The following is a 20,952-nucleotide window of genomic DNA, read 5'->3' on the forward strand; positions in this document are numbered from 1 at the left end:
GACGCGGCCTTTTCAGTCTTATGGACAGAAACGGCTTGATGGTGTTCCACTCGGTATCGGCGCGGGCGACATTAACCTACAATTTCTGAAAAAGGGACAAGGCCTATGTGCGGACGGTTTGCCGTAACACTTCCCAACGATGCAATGGCACAGCTTTTTTCGGCGCGCCCAGCTAACACTTTGCCAGCGGTGCCGAATTTCAACGTCTGCCCGACCAATCAGGTGCATGTGGTGCGCGCGGGCGAAAACGGGCGCACGCTTGATCCGCTGCGCTGGGGGTTTTTGCCCCATTGGTACAAGGCCGAAAACGCAGGACCTCTGTTGATCAACGCGCGGGCGGAAACGCTTGCCGAAAAGCCCGCCTTTCGCGCTGCATGCCGGGAACGCCGCTGCCTGATCGCCGCGACGGGGTTCTATGAATGGACCAAGACGAAACAAGGCGACCGGTTACCGCGGTACATTTTCCGTCAGGACAACGCACTGATTGCCTTTGCCGGTGTTTGGCAGGATTGGGGGCCTGAAGATGCGCGGCAGGGCACCTGCGCGATTGTCACGACGAAGGCCAACCGTCACCTCAGCGCAATCCATCACCGAATGCCTTTGATCTTGGAACCTGATGACTGGCCCTTTTGGCTGGGCGAGGCCGGAAAAGGGGCCGCGCGTCTGATGCAGACAGGGGACGAAGATGTCCTCAGCTATCATCGCGTCAGCCCGGCCGTGAATTCGAACCGCGCCAGCGGGCCGGAATTGATTGAACCGATCGAAGTTTAGCCCTGCCTTTTCATTCACGGCATTGCGGGATAGATCTCTGACATGGTTCTGAAATTCGACAGCCTGCCCGATCTCTATGCGCATGAATTCGATACAGTGATCGACGTGCGCAGCCCGGCGGAATTTGACGAAGACCACCTTCCTGGCGCTATCAGCCTGCCCGTTCTCGACAACGAAGAACGCGCCCGCGTCGGCACGATCTATGTTCAGGAAAGTCCGTTTCTGGCCCGTAAACTGGGGGCTGCGCTGGTGTTTCGGAATGCGGCCAATCACATCGAGAACAACCTGTCCCATCATGAGGGCGGATGGCGGCCGTTAGTTTACTGCTGGCGCGGCGGGCAAAGATCGGGTTCGTTCACATGGATGCTGCAACAGATCGGCTGGCGGGCCGAAGTGGTCGAGGGTGGCTATCGCAGCTATCGCCGGTTGGTGAAACGGTATCTCTATGATGACCCGCTGCCGCATCACCTGATTGCGCTGGACGGATATACCGGCACGGCGAAGACCGAACTATTAGTGCATCTTGCGGCTCGCGGCGTTCAGATTCTGGATCTAGAGGGGCTGGCCAACCACCGTGGGTCCTTGCTGGGTGATATGCCCGGTGGACAACCCAGCCAAAAGGCGTTCGAGTCTGCCCTTTCGTCTGCGCTGTGCCGTCTGGACATGTCGCGCCCCGTGGTGGTTGAGGCGGAGTCGTCCAAAATCGGGTCTTTGATCCTGCCGCCGACGCTTTGGGCGGCCTTGCGCCAAGCCCCGCGCATCCAGGTCACAGCCTCCATTCAGGCGCGTTCGAACTACTTGGTATCCGCCTATGATGACGTTCTGTCGGACTCTGACCGCCTGCGCGACCGCCTTTCCCCGCTGCGGTTTCACCGCGGGCATGACGTGGTGGACGGTTGGCTGGACATGATTGAGGCTGGTAACAAACGCGCACTGACACAGGCGTTGATCGAGCAGCACTATGATCCTGCATATGCCAAATCTGCCCGAGTGCGCAGTTCAGAGGTTATCGCGAATATCCATGCGTCGGCGCTGGATCATGCTGGCGTGTCTGCAACAGCAGCGCAGATCGATGCCATCCTGGATCAGGTTTGAACCCGAAGCCCCGGTGCATCGGTCATGTGCCCAATGATTACGGCAGGATATCCCACTTCGCACAAAGCTTCGCAGATCATCTGTCCTTGATCCGCTGGTACCGCGGCCAGTAAGCCTCCGGCAGTCTGAGGATCATACAGCAGGTCAGCTTTGCCGCCCGTCGGTAATTCGGGCGTAATCGCTCGATTGTCTTCGAACAAGGTTGACCGGATACCCTGCGCGGCCAGTTCCCGCGCGCCATCCATTACCGGAACTGCCGCAAGATCCAGGGCGGCACCGCAATCCGAGGCCTCGGTCATGCCCAGCAGGTGCCCCGCCAGACCAAATCCCGTTACATCGGTCATCGCATGTGCATCTGCCAATACTTCCGAAGCCCGGCCTTGTGGCTGCACCATATTTGCAAGGCCCGCCGCAACCCATTCGCCCTTTGCTGCGCCCGCCATCTCTGCCGCCATCAGAACGCCGCTGCCTAACGGTTTTGTCAGGATCAGGGCATCACCGGGTCTGGCGCCGGTCAGTGTGATCGGGTCGGCGTCGCACAGACCGGTCAGGGTGAACCCGATCGTCATCTCGTCACCCATCGAGCTGTGCCCGCCGACAATTTCGGCCCCGGCGGTACGGATGACGTCGCTGGCCGTGGTCATAATCTCGGCCATGGTGCGACGCTGAAGGGTCGGCGACATGCGGGGCAGGATGATCGTCGTCGTGGCGGCCTGCGGGAGGGCACCCATGGCCCAGATGTCCCCAAGGGCATGAACCGCTGCAATGCGCGTCATCAAGGCGGGATCGTCCACGAAGCCGCGCAGATGGTCCGAGGTCATGACCTGCCGGGCACCCCCGGTCTGCAACAGGGCAGCATCATCGCCGGGCAGTGGTGTCACGTCCGCACGAACAGGGGTGGGCAGATCGGCAAGCGCGGATTGCAACGCGCCGCGCCCGACCTTGGCACCACAGCCCCCGCACATGGGTTTGTCGCCCAAGGCTTCGGTCAAACCGGCCGCGTGATGGCGGGGCAAGGACGGAGGCTTCATCTGCGGCAGGTTGCGAAACTTGTCCATAAAGTTTTGATCGATGTGGTTTTTCCATTTCCACATCAACGGCCCGCTGAACGAGGTCCCCAGCCGTTCTCCCAGTGCAGACTTGCTGCCTAATGAAATCAGCTTGAGGTAATCTTTTTGCGGCTCATACCGCCGCATGGCATCTGACCCTAAGGCGGCCCTTAGGTTTTGGAATAGTACGGGGGCTTCGCGCACCGCGTAAACTCCGGCTTTGGGGCGGGGGTTTTCGGTCAGATGTGCGCAATCACCCGCCGCAAAAATGGCCGGGTCGCTGGACTGCAATTGCGCGTTGACGCGGATGAAGCCATCCTGAAGATCCAGCCCTGTATTCGCTATCCAGTCATACGGTTTTGCACCGGCTGCGCCGGTCACAAAGCTGGCCGGGATTTGGCGACCATCCTCTAGCGCGACGTGATCCTGAGCGATGTGCGAAACAGATGCCCGTTCGATCACTTCGATGCCCAGATCAGCCATCGCTTTGCGAATGGTCTGCGCGGACTTGGGATTTGTCGCCGTCAGGGCATGTGCATTGTCAATCAGGGTCAGGTGCGCGCTGCGCCCCTTGGTGCGCAAGGCAAAGGCCATAGCCATGATAAGCTCGGCCCCGGCCACCCCGCCGCCGATCACCGCGACCGTAGCATCACCTGATCCTTCCAGGTACTCTGCCCATCTGGCAGCAAACGGGCCCAACGGTTTGGCCGGAACCGCATGCTGGTCAAAGCCGGGCAGGGCGGGCATGTCCGATGTAATCCCCACATTGACCGATGCTACATCAAACGCCACCGGGGGACGGTCTGGCACATGAACCTCGCGCCGGTCTGGGTCGATGCCGGAAACCGCGCCCAGAATGATCCGCGCGCCGGCAAAGCGGGCCAGTTTGACCAGATCTATGTTCAGGTCCTGACGTGCGTAGTGCCCGGCGACAAAGCCCGGCAGCATTCCCGAATATGGCGCGGTGGGGCCGGGGTTGATCACCGTCACCCGTGCGCCGGGCAGGGGGTTCATGCCCCACTTGCGCAGCAACAATGCATGGGTGTGACCGCCGCCGATTAGAACCAGATCGCGGGTTAGGGGCAGCGGTGGGTGGTGCATCAAACTCAGGACTTGCTGTGATCAGGGACGTCTTCGACTTGCTCAACCGCGTGCGTGGCCCAAAGTTCATCCTCGCCCGCATCCGGCAGATCGCTGGGCTTTTCATGACGGTGAATGTGCCATTTGGCAATGAACAGGGCCGTGATCGGCGCGGTCAGGAACAGGAACAGAGTGATCAGAAGCTCGTGCAGCGACAAGTGCTGTTCGATCAGAACCGAGTGGCAGATCGATGCCAGCAACACGCCACCCACGCCCAGGGTCGTCGCCTTAGTGGGTGCGTGCAGGCGCGACATAGGATCTTTCAGCTTGATCATACCGTAGGACCCGACAAAGCCGAAGATGCCTGAGATGACCAGGAAGAAGGCGATCAGAAGTTCTACGATGAATCCCATTCCACCCTCACTCGATGATATTGCCACGCAGCATGAAGCGCGCGTAGGCAACCGTTGAGACAAAGCCCAGCATGGCAATGATCATGGCAGATTCGAAGAATACCTCGGTTCCTAGGGTCAGACCATAGAGGATCAAAAGCGCGATCGTGTTGATGACCATCGTATCCAGCGCAAGAACGCGGGTGCCGACGCCGTCCGCAGTGATGATCCGCCAAAGGCACATCATAATGGCCGCGCCGAAGCAGGCGAATGCAAAAGCGATTGCAATGTCGATCATTCGAAAATCTCCTTCAGGCGACGTTCGTAGCGGCTTTTGATCTGGTCGCGCACGGCATCGGGGTCGGGGGCATCCAGGCAATGAACCAACAGATTGTGACCTTGCGCTGACAGGTCGCTGCTGACGGTGCCGGGGGTCATGGTGATCGTACCTGCCAACACTGTGATAGCCTCAGGTGTGCGCAATTCCAGCGGGATCGAGATCCAGGCCGGCTGTCGATCTGCGTCGCGTTTGAACAGGATAATCCGGGCAACGGTGATGTTCGCGATCACGATGTCCCAAAGCACAACCAGGATGTATTCAACGACCATGGGCCAGTTGCGCAGCTTTGGGCGATCAGGCCAGTAGGGCTGTGTGATGAAGGGAATGATGATGCCCAGGATCAGGCCAAAGACCAGCGAATTCAGCGTCAAGTTATTGGCCAGCAGGACCCACACGATGGTCAGCAGGAATGTCAGATGCGGGTGCGGAAATATTCGGTGCAGAAGTCTGATCATGTGTCGCCTCCCAATACGGCTGCGATGTAGTTCTCAGGTGTGAACAATTGCTCGGCCGTTTTATTGGTATACTCCAGCGTAGGTCCCGCAAACAGGGTCAGCAGCACAAGGCCGATCGCCATTGCGCATACGGCGGTGAAAGCCAGCCCGGGGTTGGGCTCGGGCGCTGGCGCGGGCGGGGTTTCTTTTTCGTTTTCAGGGTCCATTTCCGTGTTGTGCTGGGCATCATGGCTTTTCCAGAAGATCAACGAGCCCGCTCGGGCAAGGCCAACAATGGTGACGAAGGAACCGATCAGGATTACGGCCCAGATGGCGTTTGCATCTGGTGCGTCCCGTGCGGCGTCAAGCACCAGCAGTTTGCCGACAAAACCCGATAGCGGCGGCATGCCCGCCAGCGCAATGGCCCCCACAAAAAACAGAGCCGATATCAGACCCGTTTGTGGCATTGGTGCAGTTGGGGCAATCGCGCCGCCCCGGCGTTCCATCACCAGATCGGCGACCAGGAACATAAGCGCTGTGGCCAGGGTCGAATGATACACGTAATACAGTGCCGCTGCTGTGGCCGTCTCAGTGAATAGCGAGATCGCAATCAGCAACGTTCCCATCGAGGTGATAGCACAGAACGCTACCATGCGCGCAATATGCTGTGTTCCCAGAATGCCGATGGCACCAACGGCCAGCGTCACCAAAGCGGCGGGTTGCAACCAAGCGCCAACAAGCCCCTGCGTAGCCTCAACCTCTGGGCCGAAGCCCAGCGTGTACATCCGCAGGATCGAGTAGGCACCGACCTTGGTCATGATCGCAAATAGGGCGGCCACAGGCATGGGCGCGCTGGCGTAGCTCGCCGGTAGCCAGAAGTGCAGCGGCAAGACAGCGGCTTTGATGCAAAACACCAGTAGCAGCAAAACCGCACCAACCCTTAGCAGGGCGGTGTCATCCGCTGGCAACTCAGCCACCCGCACCGCCAAGTCGGCCATGTTCAACGTTCCGGTCACAGCATAAAGCGTGCCTAAAGCAAACAGGAACAGGGTGGACCCCAGCAGGTTATAGGCCACATATTGCACCCCGGCTTTCAGCCGTACTGCACCGCCCCCATGCGTCATCAGGCCATAGGACGCGATCAACAGAACTTCGAAGAACACGAACAGGTTAAAGGCATCACCGGTCAAGAATGCGCCACAGACACCCATCAGTTGAAAGTGGAACAGGGCGTGAAAATGTTTACCCCGGTCGTCCCAGCCAGAGGCGATAGCATACAGCACGATCGGCAAAGCCAACAGCGCTGTCAGAAGCACCATCATGGCCGATAGCCGGTCCAACACCAGAACGATGCCAAAGGGCGCAGGCCAGTTACCCAGTTCATAGACCTGAATGTCGCCACCCGCAGCCTGCGCGGTGATGGTCAGGGCAATACCAATAAGGGCCACCACCCCAGCGACCGAAAAGATGCGTTGCAGGTCCAGGTGAAAGCGCAGGACCATGATGATGAACGGGGCCAGGATCGCGGGCAGGACGATTGGCGCAACGATCCAATGGTTCATGCGTCTTCTCCCGGCGCGTCAACGCTGTCATGGGCGTTCATGTCGATATGGTCATCCTTCGAGGACAGGTAGGCGCTGAGTGCGATCATCACGATCACAGCGGTCATTCCGAACGAGATCACGATGGCCGTCAGCACCAAAGCCTGCGGCAGCGGATCGGTATAGGGCACCTCTTTGTATTTGTTCAAAACAGCAGGCGCGTCCAAAGCCAATCGGCCCGTTGCGAACAGGAACACGTTCACGGCGTAAGTCAGCAGAGACAGGCCCAGAATGACAGGGAAGGTCCGGCGGCGCAGGATCAGGAATATCCCGGCAGCAGTCATGACGCCAACGGCAGAGGCTACGAGCGCTTCCATCAGACCTGCTCCTTGCTTTCTTCTTCTTGCGGCGGATTGTCTCGCAATGGGTTGATATCCATCGGGAATTCCTGCGCCATACCCGGTTGCCACGCAAATCGGGACAGGCTGTCCAGCGCCAGCATCACGGCCCCTAGAACAGCCAGGAAAACGCCAGTGTCGAACAGGATGGCGGTGGCCCATTCGAACTCTTCCAGCGGTGGCCAGTGAATATAGCCAAAATCGCTGGTCAGGAACGGACGATCGTTAAACCACGCACCCAGACCAGTAGCGGCGGCAATCAGCACGCCCCAGCCGATGGAGCCATGGTAGTAGAACCTCTGGCGTTCGATGGCCCAAGTATAACCGCTGGCCATGTATTGCATCAGGAAGGCGATCGCGACGACAAGGCCCGCGATGAAGCCTCCGCCCGGCTGATTGTGGCCGCGGAAAAAGATATAAGCCCCGACCATCAGCGCGATGGGCATCATCATTCGGGTCACGACCACCATCATCAACGGATGCGAGTCCCCCGACTGTGGCCAATGCGGTTTCCGGTTCAGCAGGTAGCTGCGGACATTGGTGCCCAGAACGGCCTCGGTCAGGGCAAAGATGATAAGCGCGGCAATGCCCAGAACGATGATTTCGCCAAAGGTATCAAAGCCCCTGAAGTCCACGAGGATGACGTTGACCACATTGGTGCCGCCACCACCTTTGTAAGAATTCGCCAGATGGAATTCCGAAATCGTCGGAAAGGCAAAATCCCGCAGCAGCAGCGCATAGATCAACGCGCCCGAACCAATGCCCGCCACGACTGAGATTGCAGCGTCGCGCCAGCGGCGCGCGGCGCTGCTGTCCCACGGCGTATCCGTGGGCAGGAAGTTCAGTGACAGCAGCAGCAGGATCATCGTGACCACTTCGACCGAGATCTGCGTCAGCGCCAGATCCGGGGCAGACAGATAATTGAAGGCCATCGAAACGATCAGGCCGACAACACCAATCAACACCAGCGACAACAGGCGATTGCGGTGGAACCACATAATCGCCAGCGTTGCACCCACAAGGCAGATCCATCCGATGATCGGAATGATCTGCGGTGGCAACGGTTCTCGCGTTTCGGGACCAATCGTGCCGGTTGTATAGGCATAATAACCCAGCGCGAGGGTGAAACCGATCATAATGATCGCGTAACGGCTGAGGACGCCGTTATGCAAAGTATCGGTGATCAACCGACTGAGTCTTGTCAGCACGCCGATCACAGTGTCAAAGATCACCTTGGCCTCGGGGCGTGGCAGGGCATTCCAGATTTTCTCTTCATGCCGATGCAAGCTCAGCAGGAACAAACCGCCCAGTGTCGCGACCACGGACATATAGAGGGCAGGCGTAAAGCCGTGCCACAATTTCAGCGAATAATACGGCAGCTTCTCACCGCCAATGACCGCGCTGGACACAACAGCGACCAATGGGCCCACGATGGCGGCAGAGTTCAGCCCGATCAGTACCACCAGCACGACAAGGAAGGCAGGCGCCAGCCACAGACCGACGGGTGGATCATGCGGATGGGCCGGGTAATCATGACGCTCCGGACCCAGGAACACGTGGCTGACAAACCGGAAGGAATAGGCCGCTGAAAACAGCGCCGCCAACAATGCCAGACCCGGCACAAGATAATGAGAGTGCAGCCATGTGGTGTGAACGGTCTCTTCCAGCATCATTTCCTTGGACAGAAACCCGTTCAGGGGTGGTATGCCCGCCATCGACAGGGCAGCGATTGTGCCAATCGTAAAGGTGATCGGCATCAGATGGCGTAGGCCACCCAGACGTTTGATATCCCGCGTACCGGTTTCGTGATCCACGATCCCTGCGGTCATGAACAGCGCTGCCTTGAACGTGGCGTGGTTGATGATGTGAAAGATTGCAGCCACGGCGGCGATCTTTGTGCCAAAGCCCAGCAACATGGTGACCAGCCCCAGATGCGACACGGTTGAAAATGCCAGCAAAGCCTTCAGATCATCCTTGAAAAGCGCAATCACCGCGCCCATCAGCATGGTGATAAGTCCAGTTGTGGCAACAATGTAGAACCAAGCGTCGGTGCCGGCCAAAACGGGCCACATCCGGGCCATCAGGAACAACCCGGCCTTCACCATGGTGGCCGAGTGCAGGTAGGCAGAAACCGGTGTCGGGGCCGCCATGGCGTGGGGCAGCCAGAAATGGAATGGGAATTGCGCCGACTTGGTAAAGCAACCTAGCAGGATCAGGATCAACGCGGGCAGGTAATAGGGTGACGCCTGGATCAGCTCTTTGTTCTGCAAAATTACGCTTAGGTCATAAGACCCGACGATATTGCCCAGGATCAGCATCCCGGCGATCATCGCCAACCCGCCAGAGCCGGTCACTGCAAGCGCCATCCGCGCACCTTGACGTCCTTCGGGCAGGTGTTTCCAATATCCGATCAACAGGAAGGAGCTAAGCGATGTAAGCTCCCAAAAGATAAGCAAAAGCAGTATGTTGTCCGACAGAACAATCCCGACCATCGCACCCTGAAACAGCAGAAGATAGGTGTAGAACTGCCCCATCGGGTCTTCGCGCGAGAGGTAAAATCGTGCGTAGAGGATGATAAGTAACCCGATACCAAGTATCAGCAAGGCAAACAAAAACCCCAAGCCATCCAGCATGAAATTTGCGTTCAATCCAAGCGCTGGTATCCACTCGAACCGGGCGGTCACAACATCGCCTCGCATCACAGACGGGATGTGGATCAACAGACCCATCAGCGCCAGAAATGTGGTCAACCCAGCAGCAGAAGCAGCTGCATTTCGTCCTGCCCTGATCAGAAGAGCTGGAAAAACAGCGCCGAGAAAAGGAAGGGCCGCGATGAGGAATAGGGACAAGTGCGATACTCCGTTCTGGGCGGTCAAGTAGTACTGATTTTGTAAGGATAATTTTCTTACTGTCCAGCTAATACAACTCATTTGCCGCGCGCCAACACAGCGAGGTTGCGGCTTTTGCCTGCAAAAATGACGTGAACTTGAACTGCCAGGATAAATTCGGCGCGGATTCCAAATCTGCGCTGTGATAGAAACCCGGTGTCAGGTCAGGAGGGTGCGACGTGGCCCGAAACTTAAACCGATCCCGCAGGTGGATCTTGATTGGAGGCTGTGCCGCAGTGGCGGGGGGATTTGCGATACGCGAATACTGGCTTATTCCGCCTGACTATTCGGGACGGCAACTTAGCGTGCAGGATGCACATACGCAGGCCGTGGCCGGAGATGTGTTGTTGCTGGACATTCGCACCCCGAAGGAATGGCAGTCCACCGGGATCGGAGAGGGCGCCCAATCTTTGGACATGCGCCGTGATGATTTCATTCCCGCTCTGACGCAGCTCGTCAAAGGTCACAAGGGCGCGGCAATTGCGTTGATCTGTGCGCGGGGCGTGCGTTCGGCGCGGTTGAGCAACCGGCTGACCGAGGCAGGATTTACGAATGTTATTGATGTGCCCGAAGGCATGTTGGGGTCGGCCGCTGGGCCGGGATGGGTGCGCACCGGATTGCCGGTTCGCGACTACGACAGGAGTGCAGTATGATCCGGGAATTAACACTGGCAACGGGTTTGGCGCTGGTCGGGCAGTCGGGGCTGGCCGCCTGTGCCGATCTGGAGGGTATGTGCGAAACCGCCTCGGGCGGATACCATATCGAACTGCCAAAGGATGAGAATCCACCGCTGGTGGTGTTTCTGCACGGCTATGGTGGCACCGCCACCGGTACGTTGAAAAACCGTGGAATGGTGGAACCGCTGCTGGAGCGCGGCTACGCTGTAATGGCGCCAGAAGGGTCGGAGCGCAACGGGCGGCAAAGCTGGAACTTCTTTCCGGGCTGGGAAGGGCGCGATGAAACCGCATTTTTGACCGAGGCTGTTGAGGATGCCGCGGATCGGTTTGGCGTGGATACGGACCGGGTCGTTCTGGGCGGATTCTCGGCAGGGGCGTTCATGGTCTACTACCTTGCCTGCGCCGCGCCCGATACGTTCTCGGCCTATGTGCCCGTCTCTGGAGGGTTCTGGCGTCCGGATCCTGAATCTTGCGATGGCCCGGTTCGGATGTTCCACACCCATGGCTGGACGGATAACGTGGTGCCGCTGGAAGGGCGCTTGCTGGGCGGTGGCCGGTTTCATCAGGGCGATATCTTTGCCGGACTTGAGATTTGGCGCGTTGCAAATGGATGTGTCGATACCAAGCCCAGCGGGTTCTCGACCACCGGCCCTTTCATGCGCCGATATTGGAGCGGGTGTGACGACGGCAGCGCGCTGGAATTTGCGCTGTTTCCCGGTGGTCATACGGTTCCCAAAGGCTGGGCCGATATGATGATCGATTGGTACGAAGGTTTGCCGGGTGGGTGATCACTCGGCGGGGGTCATTACGCCCTTTCCCTCGATCACATTCTTCAGCTCATCCCTGTAGCGGCGGGCTGAACGTGTGATTGCGGGCTCGTTATAGTCCTCTTTCATACCAACCATACGGCGGGCTGCTCCGGCCGATACGCCGCTGAGCGCGGACAAAGGAATCGCAAAGGCAAGGCTGATCGCAATCGGGGCCAACCAGACTGATACAAGACCGGACAGGATGCCCACGCTAAGGGCCGCGCCGCTGATCGTTTCGACCGTGTGGCAAAGGATCAGCGTGCGCAGACCATAGCTGCCGCCATCCCGCGCCTGAGGGGACCAGCCCTTTTGGATACCAAACGTGGTGCGAATGACGGCGATCATCTGTTGCACCATCAGAATAGGGGCGTAGAGGATCGACAGAACAACCTCGGCCAGGAATGAGGTCAGGAATTTGCGCCCGCCACCGAATTCGGCATAGCGCACTCCGCTGAGTGGCAGGGCCAGAACACCCAAGACCTTTGGCGCAAGCAGCATCGCATACATGACCAGAATGATCAGCACATGGCGGGTTTCCGTCATCTCAGGCCATTGCGGGAACAGTGGATTGTCTGGGCTGAAATAATGCAGGACCGAGGCATCCTCACCCTGACCAATAAGTGCCCACATCACCAGCAGCGCAAACCACAGCGGCGACATCAGATATCCGACTGCGCCGTGGAACATGTGGAACCGTGACACCGACTGGAACCCGGCTGAGCCCAACAGTTTCAGGTGCTGCAAATTGCCCTGACACCAGCGCCGATCGCGCAGGGCGTGATCAATTAGTGTCGGCGGCGTTTCTTCATAGGACCCGCGAATGCGGGGCAGGAACCGCACACCCCAACCGGCCCGACGCAACAGACCGGCCTCGACGAAGTCATGGCTCATGATCAGTTTTTCCTGACCGTTCAATGCCCGCAGTTTTGGCAAACCCGCGCAATTGGCGAATGCTTGGGTGCGGATAATGGCGTTATGACCCCAATAGTTGCCTTCCTGCCCGCACCAGCGTGCAAGCCCTTCGGCAAAAGCAATCCCATAGACGCCATTGGCGAATTGCTGCATCCGCGCAAAGACCGATTGTGCACCGATCAGCTGAGGATAGCTCTGAATCAATCCAGCGCCCGGGTCCCGCGCCAACGCATCGGTCAATCGGGCGATGGCGCGACCGGTCATCAGACTGTCTGCGTCCAAAACCAGCATCGCATCCCACTCGGCACCCCAGCGGCTGACCCAGTCGGCGATGTTGCCAACCTTGCGGTCGGTGTTTTGTTCGCGACGGCGATAATATAATTCCAGCCCGGGGGCGAGGGTGGTACGCAGCGCCTCGACACTGGCTTGCTCCTGTGCCGCGATCTCGGGGTCGCGCGTGTCCGAGAGGATGAACATGGCATAGTGATGCTGCCCACCGCGCGCCTGCAAATCTTCAAGCATGGTCCGGGCATTGCCCAGCACGTTCCAGGGAACCTCGTTATAGACCGGCATCAAAAGGGCGACACGCAACGGCTGGGCGCGACCCTGACGTACGGGACGCTCCTGCCGGGACAGGGAGACCATGCCCAGCAACACAGTGCAGACCGTGAAGGAGATCCAGAAGAAGTTGAATGAAATCAGTGCCAGAAGGATGGCCTCGATCAGGTTGATGCCTTCGGCGTCGAACCAGTCCGTCATCACCCATAACAGTCCCAGCGTCGCCGCCATTGCGGGCGAAAACGCCAGCGCACGCCAGAACCCGGCCGAGGGACGTTTGGTATCAGGAACCTGTGCATCCCGAAACCCTGCGCTGAAATCCTGCGCAGGCATGGCCAGAGGCGTTTCGGGCGGCATGATATGAAGATCTCTGGTCATGAGGTCCAACGGTAAAGCCAGACCTCAGAGGCTGGCTGTTTGTCTTTCAGCAACTGCGCGCGCAATTCGACATGGTCGCGGTCGCCGGGCTCGAACGAAAACGCCAGCCGCAAACCGCCTGTGTCGGGGTTGCGTTGCAGCACACCTTCGGATGTTTCGGCATGCGGCGAGTCCACGAAAACGGTCATCGCCTCGGGGTCGTCAAACAGCTCGCTTTCTTCAAAATCGATGACGGCCAGACGCCCTTCACCAAACGTGTTGTCGCCCATCGCGGTGTTGATCACGCGCGCCATCGGTGTGCGCTGGGGCTCATCCCCCCAGATCAGGCGATAGGACAGGTCGACCTGGCTGCCAGCCGTATAGGGTTCGGCAGGGCGCCAGTAGGCAACGATGTTATCGTAGATTTCCTGATCCGCCGGAATTTCAACCAGCGTGACCGCACCTTTGCCCCAATCCGCACCGGGTTCGACCCACAGGCTGGGGCGTTTGTGATAATTTGCCTCAAGATCTGCGTAATCCGAGAATTCACGCTTGCGCTGCAACAGGCCAAAGCCGCGCGGGTTGGTGTCGACGAACGACGAAATCTGCAGGCGGGTCGGGTTCGCCAATGGCCGCCACAGAACCTCTCCAGCACCGTTGCGCACCAACAGACCATCGCTGTCGTGTACGGCAGGGCGGAAGTCGTCGAACCGGCTGTGGTTGGTCTGATCGAACAGGAACATCGACGTGCCGGGGGCGATACCCACATGAGTCAGCTCTTCGCGTGGGAACAGCGTGGCTTCGATATCCATCACACAGTCCGCACCGGCGGTGACATTGAACCGATACGCACCAGTCACGCTGGGGCTGTCCATCAGCGCATGGACGATCATGTCGCGCTGGCCGGGTTTTGGGCGTTCCAGCCAAAACCGGATGAATTCGGGGAATTCCTCTCCATCCGGGTCGCCGGTTTTCAGGGCCAGACCACGGGCCGAGAGGCCATAGACCTCACGCAGGCCGATAGCGCGGAAATAGCTGGCGCCTTGCCAGACGCAGAACTCGTCGGTTTGGCCGGGACGGTGCATTTCGGTGCGCAGACGCAGGCCGGAGAAACCCAGCGTGTCGTCGATTGGCAGTTCCGGGACGTCCTCGGATTTGTCGAACATCTCCAGATCAAACGCGACCGGAGTAGCCATTCCGCTTTCAACGGTTTCAACTTTAACAGTGCGCGGGAAGTATAGGCCTGGTGTGAAGAAGTCGACGTTGAAGGGCGTTTCCGTTTCATACCAAAGCGCACGGTCCTGCCGGAACCGGATCGAGCGATATTGCTGATACGTCAGATCCTGCCATTCCTGCGGCACCATCTCGCGTTCCGAATAAGGTCGGCTGGCCAGATCGCGGGCCATCTCAATGACGACATTGCGGTCAAATGGGACCTCACCGCCGGTGGCGAAGGTCGCGGGCGCAAATGCAAGCGCCGACGTTGAGACCAGAAATGCGCGGCGTGTAAAATTCATTTCTTAAACTTCCAAGGTTGTGACTTAAACCAAGCGGCCATGTATGCCACGCCGATGATCATCGCAAAGCCAATCATGTTGGCGACGAAAACACTGGCAACATCCCGCCCACTCAGGTCCAGACCGACGCCGATAAGTCGTGCTGCAGCCATCGAAAATACGAACACTGCCAATGATTGCTGCCCAACTTTGGTGATGACGGTAAGCAGGAACTGCCAGACTTTGGCCGCTGTGCCCTGACCGGTTGCAATCAGGCGATGCCCGTGTTCCCCGGCGACAACCCAGCCCAGATACGCGAGTGACAGGAAATGCAGATAGCGGAACAGGCCAAAATCGGTTTTGTCGCGGAACTCTTTCGTGACCGGCCAGACCTTGCGGATTTCGTCAGCCAGATCGGGGGCCGCCGCGTTGATCCATGTGAACACCTTCCACGAACCAAAGGGCATCGAGAAGATCAGGAACAGTGCTGCCGCCCAGATCAAGGTTTTCGATACCGGGGGGGCAGGTATCCAGCCGCGCATGAAGGCAAAACCAGTGAAAAACAGCAGCTGCCAACCGAAAGGATTGAAGAACCACTGACGTTCGGACCACGGTTCGGCTGGGAGGTCCAGAATGTCGGTCTGTGCGACCAGCCAGATCGCGACGGATGTCGCAGCGACGGCCCAGAAACCGAACCGGTAGAGGCCCATAAACATGGGCATCATTGCCAGAACCACCAGATACATCGGCAGGATGTCGAAATAGTTCGGAACATAGGTCAGCGTGAACAGACCCACGATCTGAGGCGCAGGATCGTTGAAGAAATGCTGTAGGTTCAAAGACGAAACGTAAGTCTTTTCAAACAACCCCGATTGATCCAACGCCGCCATCGACATGGCGACAAAAAAGAACAGGCAGATATGCGCCCAGTAGACCTGCCAGATACGGAACGACACGCGGGCCGTGCCCAGCCACCACCCTTTGCGCAGGAACGCTCCGCCGAAAGCGATCGCCGAGGCCATGCCCGAGCAGAACACGAAAATCTCGGTCGCGTCCGAGAATCCAAACCGCGCGGGAATCCACTTGGCCCATGGATCGTTCGGGATATGCGCGATCAGAATGATGAACATCGCGATACCGCGATAGAAATCCAGGCGCGGGTCGCGCGTGCGGGCAGGGGCCGCCGCAGAGGCAGACACTGGCGCAAAATCAGAAGCGGGCGAAACTGTCGCCATACGTATTCTGTCCTTCTTGGTCTTAGTTTTTTTATTCAGCCGGGACGCTTTGTGCGTCTCCGTTGTCGCGTGCCGCATCGATCAATGTGCGGCGCGCAAGAGCGTAATTGTCTTCGCCCCCGGCTCTTTTGGCGCGACGGTCATCCAGGATGCGCTCGACAGCATCCAGACGGCCGGCGCGCAGGCCGGAATCAATTGTGATGCGCTCGAATACATCACGTTGGGCGTGGCTTCCACCTGCCAGTTGCATACCTGCTCGGGCGTTCGATAAAAAGTCGAAGGCGTCGCCGTAAAGGCCTTCGCCAAAGGCCTCAAGCCCTTTGGCCGCTGCAATGCCCGGATCGGACATGCGGATCGGGGTGTCCCCCTGATTACGCTGCGCATCTTTTTGAATACGCTGCAACATCTTGCCGGTTGCCTCTGGGCGGTTATCGCCGGTCAGAGCCAGAAGATAGTGAAGATCGGCAAAAATCAGGCAGCCATCTTCGGTCCGCGCCGCACTAAGATCCGCCAGTTCTTCCCAGCGGTTGCCCACATTGACGCCCTCAAGCTCAAGCCGTGACAGCAGGGACGTGGCGTTCGAGATATCGCGGTAGTCGTCTGTTTTATCCTGACGGATGTAGTTGTCATACAGCTCCATCACCTGATCGACCTGACCCAGATCCAGATGCATCAGCGCCTTGTGCCACCAGACGTGATAGCGGAAGTTGTTGCAGTGGGTCCAAGCCTCTTCGCGTCCTGCCAACCAATCAAGGCCCAGCTGCGCGTTGCCTGTCATCTCATGCACGTGTGCAACGGCGTGCAGACCCCAGGCATCGTCCGACACCATCCACAGCGCCTGCCGACCTGCGATTTCGGCCTTTTCGTAGGCACCGGTTTCTTCCAACGCAAAGGAATGACAGCCCAGCAAATACCCACGACCTGCATGATCGGGTTCGTATGCCGGCAGAATCCGCTCGATCGACCGGCGCATGCCTTCTGCGTCGCCAAGCACAAATCGCGTCGCGTGGCTGAGTTTCATTGCCAGCGAGTCTTGAGGGTGGTCGCGTAGAATATCTTCGAATTTTTGAATGGCTTGCGTGGGCAGGTCAGCCAGATACAGACCCAGCGCTTCGACATACAGCCGCTCGCGCGCTGAAACCGGCTGGCGTTCCATGGCGCTGTTGGCGGCTGCCATCGCTTCGACGGCGACCGGCATCATCTCGCGACGGCCCAGCAGGACCATGAACAAGCCTTTGATTGCGTGACCTAGGGCAAAATCGGGTTCAAGCTCCAGAACTTTGCCAAGATGCTGCGGCGTCACGGCGGCATGGGCCATGAACCCAAGCAGAACACCATCCCAGGCCTCGGCACTTGCCGGGTGGCTGAGGGTGTTCATCTGTCCGAAAACGTCTTGCTTCATGTTCATGTTCCGATCCAATCGAGAATATCTACAGCACTTGATGTATCAGAGACTGTGGGCGGGTCGTATCAGTATCGGCCCTGCTCTCGAATTGGTGAAATGCCGTGTGGACAAAAATTGAAAAAAACCGCCGATTCAAGGGCATGTTTCAGCACCATGCCGCCGAAACGGGCACAGTGTTTCAATCGTCAAAGGGGTTTTCAGCGCGTAAAACGGCCTGCGTATCGGCCCCAAAGACGGGCGGAGCAGCCCGATATGTTACAGGTGTGCGCGACAGTTTCAGCGGATTCCCGATCAGTTGAACGTCGCCCGGTGCGGCCTGCATCGCGATCTGCATCTGGCGGGCTTCGACCTGATCGGTTGCAAAAACCTGATCCAAAGTCTGTACCGGGCCAACCGGAACCTTGCGGGCTTCGAGCTGCGCAATCATGGTCTCTGAAGCGTGGGTCTTCACCACCGGACGCAGCACGGCGTTTAACGCGTCACGATTTTCCAGCCTAGCTGGGTTGGTGGCGAAACGCGGGTCATCCGCCAGATCGGAGTGATCGATGAATTCGCAGAACCGGCGGAACTGACTGTCATTTCCGACGGCCAGAATGACGTGGCCATCGGCGGTTTCATAAACGTCATAGGGCACGATGTTCGGATGCCCGTTGCCGCGCCGTTGGGGTACGGTGCCCGAGGTCAGATAGTTCGCACCTTCGTTGATCAGCCACGCGATCTGCGCATCTACCAGCGCCAGATCAATCTGCTGGCCTTCGCCGGTCTGATCGCGGTGGCGCAGGGCGGCCAGAATGCCGACACTTGCGTACATTCCGCACATTACATCGGCGATGCCCACGCCCACCTTCATAGGCGCGCCATCGGGTTCGCCTGTCAGCGACATGATCCCGCCGTACCCCTGTGCCATCAGGTCATAGCCCGGCTTGGACGCGTTCGGCCCGGTCTGACCGTAACCCGAGATCGAGCAATAGACGAGGCTGGGAAAGTCTTGCGACAACGTGGCGTAGTCCAGACCGTATTTCGCCAATCCGCCGGGTTTGAAGTTCTCGATCAGAATGTCCGCATGCGAGGCCAACCGTTTGATTTCAGATTGTCCCTCGGTCGTGGTGATGTCGATAGCCACGGATTTCTTGTTGCGGTTGGCCGACATGAAATAAGCGCTTAGATCGGACCGGTTGCCTTGCGCATCTTCGACGTAAGGAGGGCCCCATTGGCGGGTGTCATCCCCGCCGGTTGCGGGGTTTTCGATCTTGATCACGCTGGCCCCCAGATCGCCGAGCAACTGCGTGCAGGTCGGTCCGGCCAAAATGCGACTGAGGTCCAATACTTTGACGCCCTTCAGCGGTCCTTCAGATCCGGCCATCATAGCCCCCACGGTCAATTTCTGCGGCAATCACGGTGAAAGAGTTGGCCTTCATCGCCTCATTCAGGGCAGTGCGCAGCTCCTCGCGGTTGCGAACGGTGTGACCGTTGCCGCCAAACGCCCGGCCCATGGCTGCAAAGTCGTGGTGGTCGAAATCCACGCCCCTGTTGCCCATCTGGCGCTGACGCTGTTTCAGCTCGATCAGCGCGAGGCTGGCATCGACAAAGACCAGAAAGATCGGGTTCCCGCCCATTTCGGCGGCAGTCGACAGCTCTCCGGCTACCATCAGGAACCCGGCGTCGCCCGAAAAACTGATGACTGGGCGGTCCGGTTCTGCCAGTTTCAGGCCAATCGCCATTGGAACGGCGCAGCCCATGGTACAAAGCGCCGAGGACTGGATCAGCCCGCGTTCCTCAGAACATTCCCACATCTGACTCAGCAGAATGCGATGTGCGCCGCTGTCAGCCGTGGCCAGTGTTTCGGCAGGCAGGGTTGCGCGGGCTTCGGCGATGACGGCGGCGGGGCCCCATTCCTCATCGGTCGGGAATGCCTGAGCCAGCGCGGTTTTGGCCTGTGAGGGTTCGCCGCTCGGCCACGTCTTGCGGGCAGCATTGCCCTTTGCGATAGCCTCCAACGTGGCGCCGGTATCGGCCACCATATTCAGGCTGGCCTGATGCATATAGTGGTCGTTTACCACGGCCGAGATGTCGATGACACGCTTTTCTTCGGGGTCCCAGACCTCCCGCCAGCCGGGGCGCATCTCGATCGGGTCGTAACCAAGGCACAAGACCAGATCGGCCTGTTCAACCAGCGGCAAAAGGTGTTTGTCGGCCAGTGGCGATAGTCCGGCCCCGCCAAGACACAGAGGGTGATCTTCGGGCACAACTCCCTTGGCTTTGTAGGTGGTGACAAAGGGTATGCCGAAATGTTCCAGAAACGCCTGCACGATATTGCGCGACCCGTCATACAAAACGTCCAGCCCGACAATCGCAATGGGTCGTTCCGCATCAGCCACCCAACGGCGCGCTTTCTCAAGGCAATTACCCTCTGGCGCGACGGCTGCAGCCTTGACAAGTCGCCGCTTCTTGACGCCAGACACCCGCATATCCGCAACCGAGATTGGAACGTCGATATGCACCGGGCCGGGGCGGGGCTGGTTGGCCAGCGATACGGCTTTGTCTGCCACGATATCCGCGCCCTGCGCCGTCAAGGTAAATGTCCCCTTGGTGATCGAGCGATAGACCTGTGCGTGATCCATGACCTGATGGGTATAGGTCAGCGCCTCATCCGCATCGACGCAACCGGTCAGCACGATCATCGGCACCCGGTCTTGCAAGGCGTTGGCGACCACGTTGATCCCGTTCATCGCACCGGGGCCAAGCGTCGCCACCAGAATAGCAGGTGCGCCGTCGCGGTGATGAACGGCTTCGGCCATGAATCCGGCGGCGTTTTCATGCTTGGTCAGGTGAAAGGTGATCCCCGCCTGCTCCAGCGCGTCCACCAACGTCAGAACTTCGCCACCGGGCATACCAAAGGCATGGCGGCATCCGGCCTCGTAAAGTCTTTGGGCCAAAAGGTCCGCGGCGCGGCGCGAAAGGTCCTGCATCAGTTATGCTCCGAAATAATGCGTCTTTGCAGATTGCTGAGGGCGCGTCCGGACGCAAGCAGGTTCACGGCAGTGTGACTAATTGACTGCGGATTCCGCTACTGCCTGAAACTTTTCATCCAGTTCCGTCGCAATTTTATGCAGTGGCTCACCGCCTTGCTGGGCATAGGGGGCAAAGACGTGGCTTGGGGTTTTGTAGGCCAAAGTCGCCGTGCCGTCCGCATTTTCGGTCACGTAGAACCGGATGGGCGCTTCGATCATCGCGTTGATCGAGGTTTCCAGAACCCGCACCGCGTAGTCGTTGTTAAAGGCACCGATCACTAAGTTTCCGGGAATGATGATGCCACGGGCTGCCGCCGCCTTGGTGGGCCCAGCCTGCGTTACAACAATCAGACCATTTTCTTTGACAGCGGCCTTCGTATCCGCGACCAACGCATCATAGCTTTTGTCGGTGGAATGAACGGCCCAGCCCGACAGCGGTTCTTGCGCCAGCGCGGGAAGGGCCAGCAAATACAGTACGGTCGAAATAGCCTTCATCGTGCTGTC

General features: G+C 58.7%; 18 protein-coding genes. 4 read left to right on the top strand and 14 right to left on the bottom strand.

The window, feature by feature from the left end:
- The first annotated feature begins 105 nt into the window (after positions 1 to 105).
- Complete coding sequence (locus DHN12_RS10790; RefSeq protein ID WP_108860211.1) at positions 106 to 771, top strand: SOS response-associated peptidase; 666 nt, start codon at positions 106 to 108, stop codon at positions 769 to 771.
- 42 nt (positions 772 to 813) lie between these two features.
- Entirely contained in the window at positions 814 to 1,866 is a 1,053-nt protein-coding gene (gene mnmH, locus DHN12_RS10795) for a tRNA 2-selenouridine(34) synthase MnmH (RefSeq protein ID WP_108860212.1), read from the top strand.
- Here mnmH and selD read toward each other — a convergent pair.
- From selD to DHN12_RS10830, 7 genes are read right to left on the bottom strand one after another with little or no spacing between them, the layout of a single operon-like run.
- Entirely contained in the window at positions 1,857 to 4,016 is a 2,160-nt protein-coding gene (gene selD, locus DHN12_RS10800) for a selenide, water dikinase SelD (RefSeq protein WP_108860213.1), read from the bottom strand. The genes mnmH and selD overlap by 10 nt on opposite strands.
- Before the next feature lie 5 nt (positions 4,017 to 4,021).
- Positions 4,022 to 4,408: a Na+/H+ antiporter subunit G gene (locus tag DHN12_RS10805; protein WP_108860214.1), complete on the bottom strand. Its 387-nt coding sequence runs from the start codon at positions 4,406 to 4,408 to the stop codon at positions 4,022 to 4,024.
- 7 nt (positions 4,409 to 4,415) lie between these two features.
- Positions 4,416 to 4,685, bottom strand: coding sequence for a K+/H+ antiporter subunit F (locus tag DHN12_RS10810; RefSeq protein WP_058274196.1), 270 nt, complete (start codon positions 4,683 to 4,685; stop codon positions 4,416 to 4,418).
- The gene (locus tag DHN12_RS10815) at positions 4,682 to 5,182 is read right to left on the bottom strand and encodes a Na+/H+ antiporter subunit E (protein ID WP_370247519.1); all 501 of its coding nucleotides are present in this window, start codon (positions 5,180 to 5,182) and stop codon (positions 4,682 to 4,684) included. Before DHN12_RS10815 ends, DHN12_RS10810 begins: the two co-directional genes overlap by 4 nt.
- Positions 5,179 to 6,723, bottom strand: coding sequence for a monovalent cation/H+ antiporter subunit D (locus DHN12_RS10820; RefSeq protein WP_108860215.1), 1,545 nt, complete (start codon positions 6,721 to 6,723; stop codon positions 5,179 to 5,181). The genes DHN12_RS10815 and DHN12_RS10820 overlap by 4 nt, the downstream gene beginning before the upstream one ends.
- Positions 6,720 to 7,079, bottom strand: coding sequence for a Na+/H+ antiporter subunit C (locus DHN12_RS10825; protein WP_108860216.1), 360 nt, complete (start codon positions 7,077 to 7,079; stop codon positions 6,720 to 6,722). Before DHN12_RS10825 ends, DHN12_RS10820 begins: the two co-directional genes overlap by 4 nt.
- On the bottom strand, positions 7,079 to 9,949 hold the full coding sequence (locus DHN12_RS10830; RefSeq protein ID WP_108860217.1) for a monovalent cation/H+ antiporter subunit A: 2,871 nt from the start codon (positions 9,947 to 9,949) through the stop codon (positions 7,079 to 7,081). The genes DHN12_RS10825 and DHN12_RS10830 overlap by 1 nt, the downstream gene beginning before the upstream one ends.
- Positions 9,950 to 10,167: 218 nt before the next feature.
- Here DHN12_RS10830 and DHN12_RS10835 point away from each other — a divergent pair, with 218 nt between their 5' ends.
- Positions 10,168 to 10,641 (top strand): rhodanese-like domain-containing protein, encoded by a 474-nt coding sequence (locus DHN12_RS10835; protein WP_108860218.1) that lies wholly within the window; start codon positions 10,168 to 10,170, stop codon positions 10,639 to 10,641.
- Positions 10,638 to 11,453 carry a PHB depolymerase family esterase gene (locus tag DHN12_RS10840; protein ID WP_108860219.1) on the top strand — a complete coding sequence of 272 codons (816 nt, stop codon included), beginning with the start codon at positions 10,638 to 10,640 and terminating at the stop codon, positions 11,451 to 11,453. Before DHN12_RS10835 ends, DHN12_RS10840 begins: the two co-directional genes overlap by 4 nt.
- Here the strand turns inward: DHN12_RS10840 and mdoH are convergent, their stop codons facing one another.
- The 7 genes from mdoH to DHN12_RS10875 all read right to left on the bottom strand — a co-directional run bounded on the left by mdoH (position 11,454) and on the right by DHN12_RS10875 (position 20,943).
- Positions 11,454 to 13,322, bottom strand: a complete 1,869-nt coding sequence (gene mdoH / locus DHN12_RS10845) for a glucans biosynthesis glucosyltransferase MdoH (RefSeq protein ID WP_108860220.1) — start codon at positions 13,320 to 13,322, stop codon at positions 11,454 to 11,456. It lies immediately after the preceding gene.
- Entirely contained in the window at positions 13,319 to 14,818 is a 1,500-nt protein-coding gene (locus DHN12_RS10850) for a glucan biosynthesis protein (RefSeq protein ID WP_108860221.1), read from the bottom strand. The genes mdoH and DHN12_RS10850 overlap by 4 nt, the downstream gene beginning before the upstream one ends.
- Positions 14,815 to 16,032 (bottom strand): OpgC family protein, encoded by a 1,218-nt coding sequence (locus DHN12_RS10855; RefSeq protein WP_108860222.1) that lies wholly within the window; start codon positions 16,030 to 16,032, stop codon positions 14,815 to 14,817. Before DHN12_RS10855 ends, DHN12_RS10850 begins: the two co-directional genes overlap by 4 nt.
- Positions 16,033 to 16,063: 31 nt before the next feature.
- Positions 16,064 to 17,434 (bottom strand): tetratricopeptide repeat protein, encoded by a 1,371-nt coding sequence (locus DHN12_RS10860; protein WP_108860223.1) that lies wholly within the window; start codon positions 17,432 to 17,434, stop codon positions 16,064 to 16,066.
- 181 nt (positions 17,435 to 17,615) lie between these two features.
- Positions 17,616 to 18,800 (bottom strand): CaiB/BaiF CoA-transferase family protein, encoded by a 1,185-nt coding sequence (locus DHN12_RS10865; RefSeq protein WP_108860425.1) that lies wholly within the window; start codon positions 18,798 to 18,800, stop codon positions 17,616 to 17,618.
- Positions 18,787 to 20,406 carry a thiamine pyrophosphate-binding protein gene (locus DHN12_RS10870; protein WP_108860224.1) on the bottom strand — a complete coding sequence of 540 codons (1,620 nt, stop codon included), beginning with the start codon at positions 20,404 to 20,406 and terminating at the stop codon, positions 18,787 to 18,789. The genes DHN12_RS10865 and DHN12_RS10870 overlap by 14 nt, the downstream gene beginning before the upstream one ends.
- A 78-nt stretch (positions 20,407 to 20,484) precedes the next feature.
- A complete protein-coding gene (locus DHN12_RS10875; RefSeq protein WP_108860225.1) occupies positions 20,485 to 20,943 on the bottom strand; it encodes a DUF302 domain-containing protein in 459 nt (152 codons plus the stop codon).
- Positions 20,944 to 20,952: the final 9 nt, after the last annotated feature.

This window comes from Ruegeria sp. Alg231-54 (genome assembly GCF_900143525.1).
GTDB lineage: Bacteria > Pseudomonadota > Alphaproteobacteria > Rhodobacterales > Rhodobacteraceae > Ruegeria.

Bases quoted from the DNA above. Each gene is read 5' to 3' on its own strand.
- DHN12_RS10820 (WP_108860215.1), bottom strand. From the start codon at position 6,723: ATGAACCATTGGATCGTTGCGCCAATCGTCCTGCCCGCGATCCTGGCC.
- DHN12_RS10875 (WP_108860225.1), bottom strand. From the start codon at position 20,943: ATGAAGGCTATTTCGACCGTACTGTATTTGCTGGCCCTTCCCGCGCTG.
- DHN12_RS10870 (WP_108860224.1), bottom strand. From the start codon at position 20,406: ATGCAGGACCTTTCGCGCCGCGCCGCGGACCTTTTGGCCCAAAGACTT.
- DHN12_RS10850 (WP_108860221.1), bottom strand. From the start codon at position 14,818: ATGAATTTTACACGCCGCGCATTTCTGGTCTCAACGTCGGCGCTTGCA.
- selD (WP_108860213.1), bottom strand. From the start codon at position 4,016: ATGCACCACCCACCGCTGCCCCTAACCCGCGATCTGGTTCTAATCGGC.
- DHN12_RS10825 (WP_108860216.1), bottom strand. From the start codon at position 7,079: ATGGAAGCGCTCGTAGCCTCTGCCGTTGGCGTCATGACTGCTGCCGGG.
- DHN12_RS10815 (WP_370247519.1), bottom strand. From the start codon at position 5,182: ATGATCAGACTTCTGCACCGAATATTTCCGCACCCGCATCTGACATTC.
- DHN12_RS10855 (WP_108860222.1), bottom strand. From the start codon at position 16,032: ATGGCGACAGTTTCGCCCGCTTCTGATTTTGCGCCAGTGTCTGCCTCT.
- DHN12_RS10860 (WP_108860223.1), bottom strand. From the start codon at position 17,434: ATGAAGCAAGACGTTTTCGGACAGATGAACACCCTCAGCCACCCGGCA.
- DHN12_RS10805 (WP_108860214.1), bottom strand. From the start codon at position 4,408: ATGGGATTCATCGTAGAACTTCTGATCGCCTTCTTCCTGGTCATCTCA.
- DHN12_RS10810 (WP_058274196.1), bottom strand. From the start codon at position 4,685: ATGATCGACATTGCAATCGCTTTTGCATTCGCCTGCTTCGGCGCGGCC.
- DHN12_RS10840 (WP_108860219.1), top strand. From the start codon at position 10,638: ATGATCCGGGAATTAACACTGGCAACGGGTTTGGCGCTGGTCGGGCAG.
- DHN12_RS10790 (WP_108860211.1), top strand. From the start codon at position 106: ATGTGCGGACGGTTTGCCGTAACACTTCCCAACGATGCAATGGCACAG.
- mnmH (WP_108860212.1), top strand. From the start codon at position 814: ATGGTTCTGAAATTCGACAGCCTGCCCGATCTCTATGCGCATGAATTC.
- mdoH (WP_108860220.1), bottom strand. From the start codon at position 13,322: ATGACCAGAGATCTTCATATCATGCCGCCCGAAACGCCTCTGGCCATG.
- DHN12_RS10865 (WP_108860425.1), bottom strand. From the start codon at position 18,800: ATGGCCGGATCTGAAGGACCGCTGAAGGGCGTCAAAGTATTGGACCTC.